Source organism: Staphylococcus sp. 231237_7MaSpsaltlick, from assembly GCF_043107035.1.
In genome coordinates this window covers 117864-136625 of sequence record NZ_JBICNX010000011.1, presented here as the reverse complement: position 1 = coordinate 136625, position 18762 = coordinate 117864, and the positions used below count along the sequence as shown (strand labels likewise).

General features: G+C 31.7%; 23 protein-coding genes and 1 riboswitch. Of the genes, 20 read left to right on the top strand and 3 right to left on the bottom strand.

The genetic code is table 11. From position 1 onward, the window contains the following. The 8 genes from comGC to gcvPB all read left to right on the top strand — a co-directional run. Nucleotides 1-259 (top strand): competence type IV pilus major pilin ComGC (comGC, locus tag ACF91D_RS19700; RefSeq protein WP_392437581.1); only part of this gene is annotated, 259 nt, incomplete at its 5' end. Then, entirely contained in the window at nucleotides 240-683 is a 444-nt protein-coding gene (comGD, locus tag ACF91D_RS19695) for a competence type IV pilus minor pilin ComGD (RefSeq protein WP_256093161.1), read from the top strand. The genes comGC and comGD, both read left to right, overlap by 20 nt. Continuing rightward, nucleotides 670-969: a hypothetical protein gene (locus tag ACF91D_RS19690; protein WP_069792151.1), complete on the top strand. Its 300-nt coding sequence runs from the start codon at nucleotides 670-672 to the stop codon at nucleotides 967-969. The genes comGD and ACF91D_RS19690 overlap by 14 nt, the downstream gene beginning before the upstream one ends. Then, nucleotides 941-1384: a competence type IV pilus minor pilin ComGF gene (gene comGF / locus ACF91D_RS19685; RefSeq protein WP_039068403.1), complete on the top strand. Its 444-nt coding sequence runs from the start codon at nucleotides 941-943 to the stop codon at nucleotides 1382-1384. Before ACF91D_RS19690 ends, comGF begins: the two co-directional genes overlap by 29 nt. 179 nt (nucleotides 1385-1563) lie before the next feature. Beyond that, nucleotides 1564-2064, top strand: coding sequence for a shikimate kinase (locus ACF91D_RS19680; protein ID WP_107550132.1), 501 nt, complete (start codon nucleotides 1564-1566; stop codon nucleotides 2062-2064). Then, nucleotides 2061-2167: riboswitch (glycine riboswitch) on the top strand. It overlaps the preceding gene by 4 nt. An 81-nt stretch (nucleotides 2168-2248) precedes the next feature. Further along, nucleotides 2249-3340, top strand: coding sequence for a glycine cleavage system aminomethyltransferase GcvT (gene gcvT / locus ACF91D_RS19675; RefSeq protein WP_107549069.1), 1092 nt, complete (start codon nucleotides 2249-2251; stop codon nucleotides 3338-3340). Between the two features lie 17 nt (nucleotides 3341-3357). Further along, nucleotides 3358-4710, top strand: coding sequence for an aminomethyl-transferring glycine dehydrogenase subunit GcvPA (gene gcvPA / locus ACF91D_RS19670; RefSeq protein ID WP_039068400.1), 1353 nt, complete (start codon nucleotides 3358-3360; stop codon nucleotides 4708-4710). Further along, nucleotides 4697-6175, top strand: a complete 1479-nt coding sequence (gcvPB, locus tag ACF91D_RS19665) for an aminomethyl-transferring glycine dehydrogenase subunit GcvPB (RefSeq protein WP_069792149.1) — start codon at nucleotides 4697-4699, stop codon at nucleotides 6173-6175. Before gcvPA ends, gcvPB begins: the two co-directional genes overlap by 14 nt. Before the next feature lie 146 nt (nucleotides 6176-6321). Here gcvPB and ACF91D_RS19660 read toward each other — a convergent pair whose 3' ends face one another. After that, entirely contained in the window at nucleotides 6322-6708 is a 387-nt protein-coding gene (locus ACF91D_RS19660; RefSeq protein WP_039068398.1) for a rhodanese-like domain-containing protein, read from the bottom strand. 172 nt (nucleotides 6709-6880) lie between these two features. Between ACF91D_RS19660 and ACF91D_RS19655 the strand changes: the two genes are divergently transcribed. After that, on the top strand, nucleotides 6881-7711 hold the full coding sequence (locus ACF91D_RS19655; RefSeq protein WP_039068397.1) for a lipoate--protein ligase family protein: 831 nt from the start codon (nucleotides 6881-6883) through the stop codon (nucleotides 7709-7711). A 154-nt stretch (nucleotides 7712-7865) separates the two neighbouring features. Here ACF91D_RS19655 and ACF91D_RS19650 read toward each other — a convergent pair whose 3' ends face one another. Together ACF91D_RS19650 and ACF91D_RS19645 are read right to left on the bottom strand one after the other, a co-directional pair. Further along, nucleotides 7866-8087, bottom strand: a complete 222-nt coding sequence (locus ACF91D_RS19650) for an SA1362 family protein (RefSeq protein ID WP_039068396.1) — start codon at nucleotides 8085-8087, stop codon at nucleotides 7866-7868. A 22-nt stretch (nucleotides 8088-8109) separates the two neighbouring features. Then, entirely contained in the window at nucleotides 8110-8697 is a 588-nt protein-coding gene (locus tag ACF91D_RS19645) for a hypothetical protein (protein WP_327620589.1), read from the bottom strand. Between the two features lie 103 nt (nucleotides 8698-8800). Between ACF91D_RS19645 and ACF91D_RS19640 the strand changes: the two genes are divergently transcribed. The 11 genes from ACF91D_RS19640 to recN all read left to right on the top strand — a co-directional run bounded on the left by ACF91D_RS19640 (nucleotide 8801) and on the right by recN (nucleotide 18692). Further along, entirely contained in the window at nucleotides 8801-9859 is a 1059-nt protein-coding gene (locus ACF91D_RS19640; RefSeq protein WP_039068394.1) for a M24 family metallopeptidase, read from the top strand. 28 nt (nucleotides 9860-9887) lie between these two features. Further along, nucleotides 9888-10445 (top strand): elongation factor P, encoded by a 558-nt coding sequence (gene efp, locus ACF91D_RS19635; protein ID WP_017724564.1) that lies wholly within the window; start codon nucleotides 9888-9890, stop codon nucleotides 10443-10445. 504 nt (nucleotides 10446-10949) lie between these two features. Beyond that, a complete protein-coding gene (gene accB / locus ACF91D_RS19630) occupies nucleotides 10950-11441 on the top strand; it encodes an acetyl-CoA carboxylase biotin carboxyl carrier protein (RefSeq protein ID WP_039068393.1) in 492 nt (163 codons plus the stop codon). After that, nucleotides 11441-12799 carry an acetyl-CoA carboxylase biotin carboxylase subunit gene (accC, locus tag ACF91D_RS19625; RefSeq protein ID WP_039068392.1) on the top strand — a complete coding sequence of 453 codons (1359 nt, stop codon included), beginning with the start codon at nucleotides 11441-11443 and terminating at the stop codon, nucleotides 12797-12799. The genes accB and accC overlap by 1 nt, the downstream gene beginning before the upstream one ends. Before the next feature lie 12 nt (nucleotides 12800-12811). Continuing rightward, nucleotides 12812-13174 (top strand): Asp23/Gls24 family envelope stress response protein, encoded by a 363-nt coding sequence (locus tag ACF91D_RS19620; RefSeq protein ID WP_039068391.1) that lies wholly within the window; start codon nucleotides 12812-12814, stop codon nucleotides 13172-13174. A 131-nt stretch (nucleotides 13175-13305) separates the two neighbouring features. Then, a complete protein-coding gene (nusB, locus tag ACF91D_RS19615; RefSeq protein ID WP_017724560.1) occupies nucleotides 13306-13692 on the top strand; it encodes a transcription antitermination factor NusB in 387 nt (128 codons plus the stop codon). A 14-nt stretch (nucleotides 13693-13706) separates the two neighbouring features. Then, the gene (gene xseA / locus ACF91D_RS19610) at nucleotides 13707-15047 is read left to right on the top strand and encodes an exodeoxyribonuclease VII large subunit (protein ID WP_069792145.1); all 1341 of its coding nucleotides are present in this window, start codon (nucleotides 13707-13709) and stop codon (nucleotides 15045-15047) included. Further along, a complete protein-coding gene (locus tag ACF91D_RS19605; RefSeq protein WP_039068389.1) occupies nucleotides 15037-15282 on the top strand; it encodes an exodeoxyribonuclease VII small subunit in 246 nt (81 codons plus the stop codon). The genes xseA and ACF91D_RS19605 overlap by 11 nt, the downstream gene beginning before the upstream one ends. Beyond that, nucleotides 15275-16159 (top strand): polyprenyl synthetase family protein, encoded by an 885-nt coding sequence (locus ACF91D_RS19600; protein ID WP_039068388.1) that lies wholly within the window; start codon nucleotides 15275-15277, stop codon nucleotides 16157-16159. Before ACF91D_RS19605 ends, ACF91D_RS19600 begins: the two co-directional genes overlap by 8 nt. A 381-nt stretch (nucleotides 16160-16540) precedes the next feature. Next, the gene (gene ahrC / locus ACF91D_RS19595; RefSeq protein ID WP_017724556.1) at nucleotides 16541-16993 is read left to right on the top strand and encodes a transcriptional regulator AhrC/ArgR; all 453 of its coding nucleotides are present in this window, start codon (nucleotides 16541-16543) and stop codon (nucleotides 16991-16993) included. 22 nt (nucleotides 16994-17015) lie between these two features. Next, complete coding sequence (gene recN / locus ACF91D_RS19590) at nucleotides 17016-18692, top strand: DNA repair protein RecN (RefSeq protein WP_039068387.1); 1677 nt, start codon at nucleotides 17016-17018, stop codon at nucleotides 18690-18692. Nucleotides 18693-18762: the final 70 nt, after the last annotated feature.

Sequence of the window (18762 nt, the reverse complement as noted above, 5' to 3'; positions counted from 1 at the left end):
GGTTTTGCTAATAATAAGTTTATTATTAATATTAATTATACCTAATATAGCTAAACAATCCTCGCATATACAGACTAAGAGTTGTGAAGCACAGCTTAAAATGATAGATAGTCAAATTGAAGCCTATAGCTTAAAGTTTAATAAGAAGCCATCTACTATGGAAGAACTCGTTAATGAAGGTTATATTAAAGAGAATCAAAAGCAATGTAAATCAGGCGCTTTAATATCAATTGACAATGGTGAAGCAGTTGCTAGTTAGTAAGGGATTTACTTATGTTGAAATGTTATTTGTTTTAAGTATTATAAGTATACTTATATTTTTACAAACGCAGCGAGTAACTTTTGACAAAAATGAGTTGAGTTCAGCTAATTTAAAAGTAAATAATTTAATTATGCAATTTAATTATTTAAAGTCTAAAGCAATCAAAGATCAACAGTCTATAACATTGTTATTTAATGACTTTTCTACTCAAATCCGCGTAAAAGAACAAACTATGAAAAATTCTACTATTGATTTACCTCCCCATACGTATATACATCCGCGTACAAATTTAAACTATATTAACTTTGATAAAAACGGAGAGGTAAACAAATTTGGTTCGTTATATCTGAGTTTCGATAAATCTTTATATAAAATTATATTTCACATAGAAAAAGGACGCTTGAGATATGAGAAAGTATAATTTCTACGGTTCATTATTTATAGATGCGTTATTGTCTTTTTCAACAATAATTTTGATATGCATGTTGTTTATTCCCATGATGTTACAACTTTCTAAAGAAGTCCAAAACAAAATAACTGATATGGAGATGAAGAGGGTTATATTAAACTCACTATATCATTATGACAGATCAGCTTTAAAAAAAGGAATAGATTTAAATTCTTATCATTTAAAGCTGGCTAATCAAAAACTTTGTATAATAAAAAAAGGAACGAAATATGAAAAATGCTATGGTAAAAAAGATTAAAGCATTTACGTATATTGAAGTTTTGTTCGCACTATTAATTACTATATTGATATTTACAATACTGCCTTCAATATTTAAAACGACGCACTTTATCGAATCACATTTTACAAATCAAATAAACCTAGATTTAGAATTTTTTGCTGCTGATTTAACGCGTGATTTATTAAAAAAAGATTCTCAAATTATAGTAAATGACATACGAAAAAATACAGTAGTCATAAAAAATAATAATAAAGATATGATATATGAATTAAAAAATGATAAGATTATAAAAAGTATTAACGGTAAAGGAAATATAACTTTATTAAACAACGTTAAATCTGCTGAATTTAAAGTAATCAATTTTAAAACTTTAAAAATTAATCTACAGATAATTGAAAAAGGGAATTTCTATGAAAGACAATTATATATTTAACAATAATGCATACATCTATCCTTTTGTGCTGGTAATATTTATGCTATATTTATCTTTAATTACAATTTATGTATTTCAGATTGGGATACAATTAAAAACTTTAGATAACATAGAGAAATATTATGAAAATCAAATTAATTTATTTATGAAGAAGGAAGATATTTTTGAATAACATTAAAATGGAACCGTTGATATTAATTGGATTTATGGGAACTGGTAAGACAACTTTAGGTAAATATCTTTCAAAACATAATCAACTATCCTACATTGACTTAGATGCGTACATAGTGCAACAAGAAAATCAGTCTATACCAGATATTTTTAAACAAATAGGTGAAGCAGGTTTTAGAGAATTGGAATATAAGTATCTAAAAGAATGTATAAACCACTATAATATTATTTCGACTGGTGGTGGAATTATTGAAGGTGATCAAACATTCGACTTTTTAAAACTACAAAGAAGAGTAATATGGTTAGATTGTGACTTGAACATTGTTTATAATAGAATCAAAAATGACAGCAATAGACCTAATGCAAACAATAAATCTCTTTTTGAATTAAAAAGCTTGTATTCTTCAAGGGTTTCAAGATATAATGAAATCGCATTCATAAAATTAAATAGCAGTAAATCTCTTCACTCATTGCAATGTGAGATTATGGAAGAGGTAGTTTGCGAATGATCAGTATTGGAGAGAATGGTTAGTTATAATAGTTATAACTTTAGTCCGTCGCCGAAGGTGCAAGTTTAACGAAACTCTCAGGCAAAAGGATAATACTGTGACGCATTCCTGGAGAATTTAAACAGGGTAGCTTAGTCTACCCTGTTTTTTTAATATATTTACTTAAATAATAGGAGGTTTCTTCATGTCTAATGAACTGAAAAAAACACCGCTTTATCAAACTTTTGTAAACAGCGGTGCTAAAATCGTAGAATTTGGTGGATGGGCTATGCCAGTCCAATTTTCAAGTATTAAAGAAGAACATAATGCTGTTAGAACAGAAATCGGTTTGTTTGATGTAAGTCATATGGGTGAAATTCTGATAAAAGGTAGTGATGCTGCAAAGCTAGTACAATATCTCCTTTCTAACGATACTGAAAATTTGACTACTGATAAAGCTCAATATACTGCACTATGCAACGAAAATGGCGGTATTATTGATGATTTGATCACATATAAATTAGATGAAAATCTATACTTATTAGTAGTAAATGCTGGTAATACAGATAAAGACTTTGCTTGGATGAAAGAGAATGCCGAAAAATTCGATGCAGAGGTAATTAATGTTTCGAATGATTATGGTCAATTAGCAATTCAAGGTCCAAATGCACGTGACTTAGTTCAACAACATGTTGATGTAGATGTATCTTCAATGAAACCTTTCGAATTTAAACAAAATGTAGCATTTTACGGTAAAAACGTAATTTTATCACAATCAGGATATACTGGTGAAGATGGTTTTGAAATTTACTGCGATGCTGATGATGCCCCTTATTTATGGAATAAACTATTAGAACATAAGGTTGTGCCATGTGGTTTAGGAGCTAGAGATACATTAAGGTTGGAAGCTGGATTACCTCTACATGGGCAAGATTTAAGTGAAGATATCACACCATATGAAGCCGGAATCGCATTTGCAGCCAAACCATTAATTGAAGCAGACTTCATTGGTAAAAGTGTTCTTAAAGAGCAGAAAGAACACGGTTCAAAACGTAGAACAGTCGGTTTAGAAATGATTGAAAAAGGTATTCCTAGAACTGGCTATGAAGTATTGGATTTAGATGGTAATCAAATTGGAGTGGTTACTTCGGGTACCCAATCACCTTTAACTGGTAAATCAATCGGTTTAGCTTTAATTAATCGTGATGCTTTTGAAATGGGGAAAGAAGTGTTAGTTCAAGTAAGAAAGAGACAAGTAAAAGCAAAAATTGTTAAGAAAAATCAAATAAGTAAATAATACAAAGGGGTGTTACTGTGAGTCATCGTTATATTCCATTAACAGAGCAAGATAAGAAAGAAATGTTAGAAACCATTGGTGCAGATTCAATTGCACAATTATTTGGTGATGTGCCTAATGATATATTATTAAACAGAGAATTAGCTATCCCAGACGCTGAGGCTGAGACTTCATTGACAAAGCGTTTAAGTAGAGTTGCAAGTAAAAATATCACTAAAGAAACACACACTTCATTTTTAGGTGCAGGTGTATACGATCATTACGCACCAGCAGTAGTAGATGCGATGATTTCTCGTTCAGAATTTTATACTGCATATACGCCGTATCAGCCAGAGATTTCACAAGGTGAATTACAAGCAATTTTTGAATTTCAAACATTAATATGTGAATTAACCGAAATGGACATTGCAAACTCATCTATGTATGACGGCATTACAAGTTTTGCTGAAGCATGTATTTTAGCTTTTAATCAAACGCGTAAAAACAAAATCGTAGTTTCTAAAGGATTACATTATCAAGCATTACAAGTTTTAAACACATATGTAAAAACACGAGAAGAGTTTGAAGTCGTAGAGGTAGACTTAGATGGCACTATTACAGATTTAGAAAAATTAGAAGCAGCTATAGATGACGACACAGCAGCAGTAGCTGTGCAATATCCTAACTTCTATGGTTCGATTGAAGATTTAGAAAAAATCCAATCATTTATAGAGGGTAAAAAAGCCTTGTTTATCGTTTATACCAATCCTCTAGCTTTAGGGTTACTAACGCCTCCAGGTAGTTTTGGTGCTGATATTGTAGTAGGTGATACACAACCGTTTGGTATACCTGCACAATTTGGTGGCCCTCATTGTGGTTTCTTTGCTACAACTAAAAAATTAATGCGTAAAACACCTGGTCGTTTAGTAGGACAAACAGAAGATGCAGATGGACATCGTGGCTTTGTTTTAACATTACAAGCACGTGAGCAACATATACGTCGTGATAAAGCCACTTCAAATATTTGCTCAAATCAAGCATTGAATGCATTAGCTTCCTCAATTTGTATGTCTGCCTTAGGAAAAGAAGGTATTTATGATATCTCAGTACAAAACTTTGAAAACGCAAACTATGCAAAAGAACAATTTAGACAAGCAGGTTTGGAAGTGTCAAATGGAACTTCGTTTAACGAATTTGTAGTAAAATTTGATAAACCAGTTAAAGATATCAATGATGCACTTATACAAGAAGGAATCATTGGAGGTTTCGATTTAAGTGACGTAACAGAATCATTTGAAAATCATATGTTGATTGCTGTAACAGAATTGAGAACAAAAGATGAAATTGACACATTTGTTAAGAAAGCAGGTGAACTAAATGGTAGTAAGTAAATCGAGTCCATTAATATTTGAACGTTCTAAAAAAGGCCGTTATGCGTATTCATTACCTAAAAAAGAAATAGATAATGGTGCTGTTGAAAATTTATTAGATGATAAATTCATTAGAAAAAATAAAGCTGAACTACCAGAAGTTGCTGAATTAGATTTAGTGAGACATTACACAGAGCTTTCAAATAAAAACTTTGGTGTAGATTCAGGGTTTTATCCATTAGGTTCGTGTACTATGAAATATAATCCAAAAATAAATGAAAAAATTGCTAGAATCCCGGGATTTGCAGAATCACATCCATTACAAGATGAATCACAAGTTCAAGGCTCTTTGGAGATTATTCATAGTTTACAAGAAGAGTTGAAAGAAATAACAGGTATGGATGAAGTAACGTTACAACCTGCTGCTGGCGCACATGGTGAATGGACTGCTCTAATGATTTTCAAAGCATATCATCAAAAAAATGGAGAAGGTCATCGTGATGAAGTTATTGTTCCTGACTCTGCACACGGAACTAACCCAGCTTCAGCTGCATTCGCAGGTTTCAAGTCTGTAACTGTTAAATCAAATGAACGCGGCGAAGTAGATATTGATGACTTAAAACGTTTAGTTAATGATAAAACAGCAGCTATTATGTTAACAAACCCTAATACTTTAGGTATTTTTGAAAAAAATATTATGGATATTCGTAATATTGTTCATGAAGCTGGCGGATTATTATATTATGATGGTGCAAATTTAAATGCCATTATGGATAAAGTTAGACCAGGCGACATGGGATTTGACGCAGTGCATTTAAACTTACACAAAACGTTTACAGGACCACATGGTGGTGGTGGACCAGGTTCTGGACCAGTAGGTGTTAAAAAAGAACTTGCGAGCTTCTTACCAAAACCAATGGTTGTTAAAGAAAATGATATTTATAAATATGACAATGATATAGAAAATTCTATTGGCCGTGTTAAGCCTTTCTATGGTAACTTTGGGATCTATTTAAGAGCATATACTTACATTCGTAGTATGGGAAATAAAGGCCTTGAAGAAGTTTCTGAAGCTGCCGTATTAAACGCGAATTATATTAAAGCAAGGTTGAAAGAGCATTTTGAAATACCTTACAGCCAATATTGTAAGCATGAATTTGTGTTAAGCGGCTCTAAACAAAAAGAACATGGTGTTCGTACATTAGATATGGCTAAACGTCTATTAGATTTTGGGGTACACCCACCGACAATCTATTTCCCACTTAATGTTGAAGAAGGTATGATGATTGAGCCAACAGAAACTGAGTCAAAAGAAACTTTAGATCACTTCTGCGATACAATGATCCAAATCGCAAATGAGGCTAAAGAGAACCCAGACGTTGTATTAGAAGCACCGCATACAACTATTATTGATAGATTAGATGAAACAAAAGCAGCAAGAACTCCAGTGTTAAAGTTTGAAAACCTGCGTTCAGAAAAAGAATAGTCAGTTTACACTAACCAATGATAGTATATTAAATCTATATAAATGTAAAAATCGGACTGGTATAAAGCCAGTTCGATTTTTTGTGCAAAATAAAAAGCGTAGTCAACATCAAATGTTAACCCGCTTATTATTTAAAAGCTATAAAGTTATTTTTTAGATTTAATTTTACCAGTCCATTTTTTATATCCACCTTTTAACATGTAGATATCCGTGTAGCCGTTTTTCTTTAAAGTTCTGGCTGCTCGATAACTGGCAATGCCATTCGCATCACAAAGATAGATAGGTTGATCTGTTCTTAAACCTTGGAATCTTTGTTTAAACATTGTAATTGGAATATTACGTGCACCATTGATGTGTCCGTAATCATAATCCACTTTTTCTCTTACATCAATAACTTGAGCTTTGCGCAAACCATCATGGAACTCATTTTGGTTTAATTCTGTGACTGCTCTTTTATTTAGAAGATAATTGATTAGCATGTAAGCGATGATAATTATTAAAACTGCTAACGCTATAAACCAAAAGTTACTCATCTTGCATCCTCCCTAATTAACCGATATTATATATTATAAGACTGTTAGCGCAATTTATCAAAATATTTTTCTTACGATAAATAGTTATTGCTGACAAACTTGGACAATTATTGAAAACGATAACACAAAATTGCTGTTATCACAATTTAATTTAGCGATAGGAGTTTTGAAAGTGACAGAAACATGGAATTTTATAAATACTGGTAGCAAAGACCCATATTATAATATGGCAATGGATGAAGCTTTACTTAATTTTGTATCTAGAGGAGAGATAGATCCAGTAATTAGATTTTATACATGGGACCCTGCGACTTTATCAGTTGGTTATTTTCAAAGGCTAACTAAAGAAATAGATATTGAAAAAGTGAACGCTAAAGGTTATGGCCTTGTACGCCGTCAAACAGGCGGTAGAGGGGTGTTACATGACAAAGAGCTTACATATAGTGTTATAGTCCCAGAATCACATCCTGAGATGCCTTCAACAGTAACTGATGCATATAGAGTTATTTCAGAAGGATTGCTAGAAGGTTTTAAACATTTAGGCTTTGATGCTTCTTTTGCTATTCCAAAATCAAAAGAAGAAAGAGCGAATTTAAAGCAACCAAGAAGCGCAGTTTGTTTTGACGCGCCTAGCTGGTATGAATTAGTCGTAGAAGGGCGTAAAATTGCTGGAAGTGCACAAGTTCGCCAAAAAGGAGTTATCTTACAACACGGTTCCTTGTTACAAGATGTAGACATAGATGACTTGTTTGATATGTTTGTATTTAAAAATGATCGGCTTAAAGATAAAATGAAGCAAGCATTTGTAGAAAAAGCTGTGGCAATTAACGATATTTCAAATCGTCATATTACTATAGAAGAGATGGAAGTAGCATTTGAAATAGGCTTTAAAAAAGGATTGAATATTGACTTTAAACCATTAGTACTTAATGAAAAACAACAAAATGAAATAAATGAGTTAATTGATAAATATAAATCTGACGAGTGGAATTACCGTAAATAGTTTGGTATACGTTGTTCATTCAATAAATTAAAGTAATATAGGTTTACAAAATATTTTTTAAAATATCTAAATTGTAAAATGAACCCCGGAAAGGTATCTATTTAAAAGAAACTTTTCGGGGTTCATTTGTAAAACCGTATTTCCAAAACGATTGTTATTTTTTCTTTTTATTTTGTCTTTTATACTTACGTTGAGCACGTTTGTATTTACGCTGATCTTCAGTTAAGAAGAAGAAATAGTAGATTGCGTATATAATACCACCAAAAATGGCTAAGCTAATGACCATTCTTACAAAACTGAAGATAAAAGCATCAAGATTGAGTACTAATCCTACGATTGCAATTGCGATAACGATGTAAAATATTGCTTGTTTCAACTAAAACACTCCTATGTGATTGTTAACTTTGATTATCTTTAATACTGATAGTTGATAAAGATTTTTGTCCTTTTTGAATCTTTTTCTTATCTTTGGCGTCGTAACCACCTTTAATATCACTAAACGCTGAATTTAAGTCTTTGTCCAATTTAGTTATATTTTTATTTTTGGTTTTATCTTCACTATCCATCTTTTCTTTATCGACATCGCTTTTATATGTCGTAAATGCGCTATTCATCTTGTTTTTAATATCTACAAGTTTATCTTGTACTTTTTTATCACCTTTATTTTTTGATACATCACTTTTAATATCATTATATTGATCAATTACTTTAGCGATATCTTGATAATATGTAGAAGATGCTTTTAAATTAGCTGCTTTCTTTTTGTTGCTTTTCGCTTTACCAATATCCTTTTTATCTTTCTCTAGCGCCACAATTTTATTTTGCTCTTTGCTAATTTCTTGTTTTAATTCTTGAATGTTTCCCTTTAACTTATGATTTTCATCGCGAAGTTTGGTCGTCTTTTCTTCTAAAGGACCAAGATTTTGACTTCCGCAACCAGCAAGTATACATGAAGCACATAAAATAGCCACTATTTTTTTCTTCATAACTCTCTCCTAATTCAAAAACTATAAATTTATACAATAATTATGCTATCATTTTAATGTATAAAAAGAAAATGTACAAACTTATTGTATAGGAGGATGACAAATGACAAGAATTGAAAAATTAAATAGCGCTATTAAATCAAAACATTTAGAAGCGGTAGTCGTACTTTCTGACTTTAACAGACGTTATTTATCCGGTTTTACTGGTACAAGTGGTGCGTTAATTATTACGAAAGATAACAACTTATTGCTTACTGATTTTAGGTACATTGAACAAGCGACTGCTCAAGCCCCAGAATTTAAAATCATCAAACAAGAAGGAAGCTTAATTGATGAAGTCAAAAAGCAGCTTGAAAAGTTAGACGTACAAAATGTTGGATTTGAAGGCAACTTAGTCAGCTACGATACATATCTTCAATTGAGTAAATCATACATTAGTTTAATTAGTATTTCAGGTATGATAGAAAAAATACGTGAAGTTAAAGATGAATCAGAAATTGAGTTGATCCAAAAAGCAGCAGATATAGTTGATGAAGCATATGAATATATTTTAACTGTGGCAAAAGCTGGTATGACTGAACAGCAACTAAAAGCAAAATTAGAAAGTAAAATGTTAGAACTAGGTGCTGAAGGAACTTCATTTGAAACAATTGTAGCTTCTGGTGAACGTGGTGCGCTACCTCATGGTGTTGCTAGTGACAAAGTTATAAATTCAGGAGAATTAATTACATTAGATTTCGGTGCATATTACAAAGGGTATTCATCAGACATCACTCGTACATTTGCGATAGGTGAGCCTGATCCAAAACTCAAAGAAATATATAATATTGTGTTAGAGGCAAACCAAAAAGGCATTGACGCCGCTAAAAAAGGTATAACTGGTAAAGCATTAGATGCTATCGCTAGAGATTATATAACCGAAAAAGGTTATGGTGAGGCGTTTGGACATTCGCTTGGTCATGGTATTGGATTAGACGTTCACGAAGGTCCTAACCTTTCTAGGAAATCAGATACGCCATTAGATATAAATAATTGTGTTACAATTGAACCTGGTATATATTTAGATGGATTAGGTGGCGTTCGTATTGAAGATGACATTTTAATTAAAGAAAATGGCTGTGAACGCTTTACTAAATCTCCCAAAAACCTTATTATTTTATAGAAGACCTTATAATTGAGGAGGAAACTGAATGATTTCGGTTAATGATTTTAAAACAGGCTTAACAATATCAGTAGATAATGGCATTTGGAAAGTTTTAGATTTCCAACATGTTAAACCAGGAAAAGGTTCTGCGTTTGTACGTTCTAAGCTACGTAATTTAAGAACTGGTTCGATTCAAGAGAAAACATTCAGAGGTGGCGAAAAAGTAGAAACTGCTATGATTGAGAATCGTCGTATGCAATATCTATATGCCGATGGAGATACGCATGTTTTCATGGATAATCAAACATTTGATCAAACAGAGCTACAAGGAGATTATTTACAACACGAATTAAATTTCTTAAAAGCAAATATGGAAGTCCAAATTCAAACTTACGGTAATGAAACACTTGGCGTTGAATTACCAAAAACAGTTGAACTTGTAGTAACAGAAACTGAACCAGGTATTAAAGGCGACACAGCAAATGGTGCCACTAAATCTGCTACAGTAGAAACAGGATATACATTAAATGTCCCTTTATTTGTTAATGAAGGTGACACACTTGTAATTAATACTGGTGACGGCAGTTACATTTCTAGAGCCTAATATTTTTATTATTTAAAAATGAAATGAGTAAAAACCTTTCCAATATATTGGAAAGGTTTTTTATGGTTATTATAAATATAAAAGGTTATATTAGATAATATAATGTTTATGAATACTATAATTTCTATAATTAAACTGTTAAATTATAAATACTTAACTTTATATTTAATGTTCAATTTGAGTATGATTTAGTGCGTTCAAGTGCGCGATAAATCAAATGAAGTGTGTTGAACTATTATCAAGCCTAAAGTATCATTAATAACAATGTATTTATAGTGTAAGTTACAATATTTTTATTTAATATATAGATTTCATTTCTTTATTGATTAATCAAAGACAACACATCTTATTTATAAATTTAAGGTTTTTGCAAACTTATAGGCATATAGTACACGATAAAAGTTAATCAGTTTATTATAGAAAGTATGTATATGCTTGAATTGAACATATCACTAAAGTAAAATAAACTAGGTAAATGAAAACAATCTGAAGGAGTCAGTATTTATGAATTTTAAAGAAATTAAAGAATTAATAGAAATTCTTGACCAATCTAGCTTGACTGAAATTAATATTGAGGACAAAGGTAATATTTTAAATTTAAAAAAAGAAAAAGAAACTGAAATTATAACACCTCAAATTTCACAACAACCGATGCAACAAATAACACCACAACAAGGCGTGGCATCAACTCCTGCAGGAACACAAGGCGCTGATGAAACAAGCACAAATAATAACGCAAACACTAATGCAGTAGAAGATAACTTACAAACTATTAATGCCCCAATGGTTGGTACGTTTTACAAATCACCGTCTCCAGAAGAAAGTGCTTACGTGCAAGTTGGAGATTCTGTAACAAATGATTCAACAGTATGTATATTAGAAGCTATGAAATTATTCAATGAAATACAAGCCGAAGTCAGCGGTGAAATTGCTGAAATCTTAGTAGAAGACGGTCAAATGGTAGAGTATGGCCAACCGTTATTTAAGGTAAAATAATGAATAAAATTTTAATAGCAAATCGAGGGGAAATTGCAGTAAGAATTATTCGTGCATGTCATGATTTAGGTTTACAAACTGTGGCTATATATTCTGAAGGAGATAAAGACGCCTTACATACTCAAATTGCTGATGAAGCATACTGCGTCGGCCCAACCCAATCTAAAGATTCTTATTTAAATATCCCAAACATTTTATCCATTGCAACATCTACAGGCTGTGACGGCATTCATCCTGGATATGGTTTTTTAGCAGAAAATGGCGATTTTGCTGAATTATGCGATGCATGTCAACTTAAATTCATTGGACCAAGCTTTGATTCTATTCAAAAAATGGGAATCAAAGACGTAGCTAAAGAAGAAATGAAACGTGCTGAAGTACCAGTTGTTCCTGGCAGTGAGGGGCTTGTTTTAAATATTGAAGACGCGAAAAAAATTGCAAATCAAATAGGCTATCCAGTTATCATCAAAGCTACTGCCGGTGGTGGTGGCAAGGGTATTAGAGTTGCTCGTGATGAGAAAGAATTAGAAACTGGCTTTAAAATGACGCAACAAGAAGCGGAAACTGCTTTTGGTAACAGCGGTTTATACTTGGAAAAATTCATTGAGAATTTCAGACATATAGAAATACAAATTATGGGAGATAGCTATGGCAACGTTGTTCATTTAGGTGAACGTGATTGTACAATTCAACGTAGGATGCAAAAACTTGTTGAAGAAGCACCATCTCCAATATTAACTGAAGAAAAAAGACAAGAAATGGGTAACGCTGCAGTAAGAGCTGCAAAAGCAGTTAATTATGAAAACGCAGGTACTATTGAATTTATATATGACTTAGACTCTAATGAATTTTATTTTATGGAAATGAATACAAGAATTCAAGTTGAACATCCAGTTACCGAAATGGTTACAGGTGTAGACTTAGTTAAACTACAATTGAAAATTGCAATGGGCGAAAAATTACCATTTAAACAGAAAGATATTAAAATTGAAGGACATGCAATGGAATTCAGAATTAATGCTGAAAATCCATATAAAAACTTTATGCCTTCGCCAGGTCAAATCACTCAATATTTGGCTCCAGGTGGATTTGGCGTAAGAATTGAATCTGCATGTTATACTAATTATACAATTCCTCCATACTATGACTCTATGGTTGCAAAACTTATTGTTCACGAACCAACTAGAGACGAAGCGATCATGACAGGTTTACGCGCACTAGGCGAATACCTTGTATTGGGGATAGACACAACGATACCATTCCACGTTCGACTATTAAACAATGATATCTTTAGAAGTGGAGAATTTAATACTAATTTCTTAGAAACATATAATATTATGGATGATGAATCTAATTAGGGGGTAAGTGAAATGGTCAAAGTATCAGAGTCCACACATTCCAATTTAGGGAAAATTGAGATTGCGCCCGAAGTTTTAACAGTTATAGCAAGTATAGCAACATCTGAAATCAAAGGTATTCAAGGTCATTTTAAAGAGTTAAAACATACAAGTATTGAAAATATAAGCAAGAAACAATTAAGTAGAGGTATAAAAGTAGATACAAGAGAAGATGGCATTTATATAAATGTATATTGCACTTTGTCCTATGGAATTAATATCTCAGAAACAGCTAAAAAAATACAACAGGCTATATATAATTCATTAACAACAATGACCACAATTGAACCTAGCCAAATTAATATCCATATCACGCATATCGAACCAATAAATTAAAATTAAATAAAGCAAATTTACTTTATAAATACATTTTGTGAAAATCTGAAATAACCGTTTATTTTGAAATGCGTCCTATTTTTCTATTCACAAATGATTTACAAATAACACTATGCTTAAGGGAGTTTATAATGAGTCGTAAAGAATCGAGAACACAAGCTTTTCAAACTCTATTTCAACTTGAAATGAAAAATAATGAATTAACTATTGATGAAGCAATTAGTTTTATTAAAGATGATAATCCTGATTTAGAATTTGATTTTATCAACTGGCTAGTAACGGGTGTAAAAGATCATGAATCAGTCTTAGATGAAAAAATCCAACCGCATTTAAAAGATTGGACTTTAGATAGATTACTAAAATCTGACCGCATTATTTTAAGAATGTCCACTTATGAATTGTTAAATAGTTCAACGCCACAAAAAGTAATCATCAACGAAGCTGTGGAATTAGCAAAACAATTCAGTGATGATGATCATTATAAATTTATAAATGGTGTATTGAGCAATATTGAATAAAAGAGTGATATAACATGACAGAATATTTGAGTGTATCAACACTTACTAAATATATTAAGTATAAATTTGATCAAGACCCACACTTACAATCCGTTTTAATTAAAGGAGAATTGTCTAATTTTAAAAAGCATAGTAGTGGTCATCTCTATTTCAACGTCAAAGATAACAATAGTGTTATTAGTGCAATGATGTTTAAAGGAAGTGCCTCGAAAATTGATTTTGAACCTAAAGAAGGTGACGAAGTGCTTTTAGAAGCGCGCGTGTCAGTATACGAACGCCGTGGGAATTATCAAATTTATGTCAATAAAATGCATTTAGATGGCGTTGGTAACCTATACCAAAGATTAGAACAACTAAAGAAAAAACTTACTAAAGAGGGTTATTTTGATCAAAATAACAAAAAACCCATACCTAAGTTTCCTAAGAAGATTGCAGTATTAACAGCAGGCACAGGTGCAGCAATTAGAGATATTCATACTACAATCAACAGTAGATACCCTTTAGCAGAACAAATACAGATCAGTACCCTTGTACAAGGTGAACAAGCGAAAAATGATATTATTAATAATATACAACAGGCTGATGAAATAGGTGTCGACACAATAATTATTGGGCGCGGCGGAGGTTCTATTGAAGACTTATGGAACTTTAATGAAGAGGATGTTGTTAAAGCAATATACGCATGTACTACGCCTATCATTTCCGCAGTTGGCCATGAAACCGATTTTACACTCAGTGATTTTGTTGCAGATATTCGTGCAGCTACGCCAACACAAGCAGCAGTTATGGCTACACCAGATCAATATGAATTACGTCAATACTTACAACAAATAAATTTATCACTTACACGTTTTATAAAACAGCATTTACAACAACAAAGAAAACATTTAGAACATGTATCATCTTATTACAAATTTCAAACGCCAACATTGTTGTATGATCAACAAATTCAAAAACGAGATGATTTAGAAAAACAACTTAATTTATCGATGAATTTAGCAATTAAAAATCATCAACAGCAATTACAACTATTATTGAATAAGTTTAATCTTAAAGGTTTTAAACAAAATATAAATAGAGAACAATTAACAAACGCTCAAAAGCGAGATGATTTAAATAAAGTTATGAATAATTTTATTCACAACCAAAAAAATAATTTAGCTAGAAAATTAGAAAGTCTTAATAATTTGAGTCCTACAAATACCATGTTACGTGGTTATACAATTGTTAACAAGGATAATAACGTTATTACAAGCACTAGTGATTTAGCTGAAAATGACAACATAGTATTAACAATGAAAGATGGCGTTGTTGATGCTCAAGTTAAGAAAGTAAGGTGTAATGATGAGCAATAGTAATACACAAAGTTTTGAGGAAATGATGAAAGAGTTAGAAAATATCGTACAAAAGCTTGATAATGAAAATGTATCATTAGAAGAATCTCTAAACTTGTACCAACGTGGCATGAAATTATCAGCAACTTGCGATGAAACATTAAAAGACGCCGAAAAGAAAGTCAATGAATTAATGGCAGATGAGCAGACTGATAATAATGATGATGTCGTGAAGGAAGATAATGAAAATGAATAAAAAAATGGAAAACTTAACAAAGGAAGTTAACCAACTATTATCCGAAGCGATTCCGAATTCAGATTTAAATACAAATTTAGAAGAAAGTATGCGTTACTCATTAGAAGCTGGTGGAAAGCGCATTAGACCAGTGTTATTGCTTTTAACATTGGATATGTTATCCAATGATTATAGAGCTGGACTTTCTTCAGCACTTGGCTTAGAAATGATTCATACTTATTCTTTAATACACGACGATTTACCACCAATGGATAACGATGATTATCGCAGAGGTAAACTTACAAATCACAAAGTATTTGGTGAGTGGAAAGCAATATTAGCTGGTGATGCACTCTTAACCAAAGCATTTGATATTATTGTGAATGATGAATCAGTCGATGATACTTCTAAAGTCAAATTACTTAAACGTTTAGCTTTTGCTAGTGGACATTTAGGTATGGTAGGCGGCCAAACTCTAGATATGCAAAGTGAGGGTGAGGGCGTCAAAGTAAATATTGATACACTTGAACAAATTCATAATGCCAAAACAGGGGCGTTGCTCAAATTTGCAGTGATGGCCGCAGTAGATATTGCAAAGCCTGAATCAAATGTTGCTGATGCATTAGAATCATTTAGTGAACACTTAGGATTAATGTTCCAAATTAAAGATGATTTATTAGATGTATATGGCGATGAAGCGAAGTTAGGTAAAGCAGTTGGTAGTGATATTGATAACGATAAGAGTACATATGTATCATTATTGGGGCAACAAGGAGCCGAGGAAAAAATGACATATCATACCCAAGAAGCTTATGATTGTCTAAAACAATTACCAGATAAGTACAATATCGAAAATTTAACATATATTATTGAATTATTTAATAATCGCGAATCTTAATGGATTCTTGTAGAGGGCGAGGATACGAAATCATCTTTCAAATTTTGATTTCCATTCCGTCCTCTTTTTAATTACGGTTAATATTCACTATAAAAAGAAAGTTAATATAAACTTCGTTTGGTGAGAGTTTAAACTGAATTTAGAAAACAAGGGTGATTTTTAATTATTAGTTTATCACATACTATTCAATAATTATTCATTACTTTTATAATTATCATTGTCATACAACAGTTATTTAAATATATTTAACGCCGTTACTTCACCTTTGACATGCAGATTTATCGTTTTCATTTAAGTAATATTTCAACTATCTTTAGTAGTAGTATTTATATGCATGTGTTAAAATAAATGTATAAATATTCGTTTATAGAGGTGCTATATATGGCTAAAAAATCAGTGAGACATATTAAAATTAGAGAAATAATTTCAAACGAAAAAATCGAAACACAAGATGAATTAGTAAAACGATTAAATGAGTACGAATTAAATGTCACTCAAGCTACAGTTTCCAGAGACATTAAAGAATTACAATTGATAAAAGTCCCCACACCAACAGGACAGTATGTTTATAGTTTGCCAAATGATAGAAAATATCATCCTCTAGAAAAACTGGGCCGTTATTTAATGGATTCTTTTGTAAATATAGATGGCACAGGTAACCTATTAGTTTTAAAAACATTGCCGGGAAACGCTCAATCAATCGGTGCAATCTTAGATCAAATTGATTGGGAGGAAGTTTTAGGTACTATTTGTGGTGATGATACTTGTTTAATTATCTGCAGAGATGAGTTAGCAAGCGAAAAAATCAAAACGCGCATCTTTAATTTATTATAAGTGTAAGGAAGTGTTTAGAAGGATGCTACAGACTTTATCTATCAAACAATTTGCAATCATTGATGAACTAGAAGTTCATTTTGGCGATGGCTTAACAGTATTAAGTGGTGAAACTGGCGCAGGTAAATCAATTATTATCGACGCCATTGGACAACTGATTGGTATGCGCGCGTCATCAAATTATGTAAGGCATGGTGAAAAGAAAGCTATTATTGAAGGCATATTTGATATTGACGAAAGTAAAGAAGCCATTTCAATACTTGAAGCTTTGGATATCGACATAGATGAAGATTTTCTATTAGTTAAAAGAGAAATTTTCAGCACTGGTAAAAGTATTTGTAGAGTTAACAATCAAATCGTCACTTTGCAAGATTTACGTAAAATTATGCAAGAATTGTTAGATATTCATGGTCAACATGAAACACAAACTTTATTAAAACAAAAATATCATCTACAATTACTCGATAACTATGCTGAAAATCAATACAAAAGCTTACTTGAACAATACGTTGACACTTATGATCAATATAAAGCTAAAAAGAAAGAGCTTGAAGAGTTAGAATCTGCCGATCAAGCTTTATTACAACGTCTCGATTTACTTAAATTTCAGTTCGAAGAAATCCAAGAAGCAAACTTGGTTGACGGTGAAGTTACACAACTTGAATCAGACATTAAACGTATACAAAACTCAGAAAACCTAAGTTTAGCTTTAAATAATGCGCATCTAACTTTAACTGATGAGCATGCGATTACAGACCGTCTATATGAATTGAGTAATCAATTACAATCAATAAGCGACATTTTACCTGAAAAATATGATGAACTTAAAGAAGAAGTCGATCAATTTTACTACACTTTAGAAGATGCTAAACATCAATTGTATGATGAATTGACTAATACTGAATTTGATGAACACTATTTAAATGAACTTGAGGCTAGAATGAACGTCTTGAATGATTTGAAAAGAAAATATGGTAAAGATATTAGTGAATTAATTAAATATCAAGACAAATTAGCGAATGAAATTAATAAAATCGAAAACTATGAAGAAAGTACTTCTCAGTTAAGACAAGAAATTGAAAAATTATATGAAAATGTAATTAAATTAGGTTCAGAATTATCCCAAAAACGTCGTGTTGTGGCTCAAACACTTCGCGATCACATCGTGGATGAAATTCAAAATTTACAAATGAAGGATGCTAATTTAGAAATTTCATTTAAACCTTTAGATGTTCCTAATAGAGAAGGCATTGAATTTGTAGAGTTTTTAATCAGTCCTAATAAGGGTGAACCTCTTAAAAGTTTAAATAAAATTGCATCTGGTGGGGAACTATCGCGTATTATGCTTGCGCTTAAAACTATTTTTGTTAAAACACGAGGACAAACGGCAATATTATTCGATGAGGTAGATTCTGGGGTTTCAGGTCAAGCAGCACAAAAAATGGCTGAAAAAATGAAAGGATTAGCCAAACATATTCAAGTAATTTGTATTTCTCATTTGCCACAAGTAGCATCAATGAGCGATCATCATCTATTTATCAGTAAAGATTCAGTAGATGACCGAACTACTACACATGTCCAGGAGCTTTCAGGTTCAGAACGTATAGACGAAATAGCGAGAATGATTTCAGGTGCTAGTGTAACAGATATCACACGTCAAAATGCTAAAGAAATGATAGATCAAAATCAACATGCCTAACGGCGTACATTTTAATTAATTATTTATAGTAATATCGAATATAATTACTTCATAAAATGAGAAAGGTGTT